This window comes from Carboxydocella sp. ULO1, from assembly GCF_002049255.1.
GTDB lineage: Bacteria > Bacillota.
Window position 1 is genome coordinate 1 of the sequence record NZ_BDLQ01000019.1, and the last position, 221, is coordinate 221.

A 221-nucleotide genomic window follows, 5' to 3' on the forward strand; every position below is an offset into this window, starting at 1 on the left:
AATCTATAGTACCGACTACGGTACAGAAATTGAGCAAGCTTTAAGCCAGAAGACAAGGAGAACTTTAGAAGCAGAGCTGGAACGGGCAATAACCGAATCACTGCTGGCTGTTCTAAGAACGGAAAGAGTTACGGACTATGCTTTTGAATGGGAAGGTGATGTGGTAAAGGTATCATTTACTGCAGTGCCAGTTATAGGACCACCTGAGAGAATGGAGGTGG

At 44.8% G+C, this 221-nt stretch carries 1 protein-coding gene; it reads left to right on the forward strand.

What is annotated here, in order from left to right:
- Nucleotides 1-221, forward strand: a 221-nt coding sequence (locus tag ULO1_RS03985) for a DUF2634 domain-containing protein (protein WP_143325407.1), incomplete at both ends; no start/stop codon positions are given.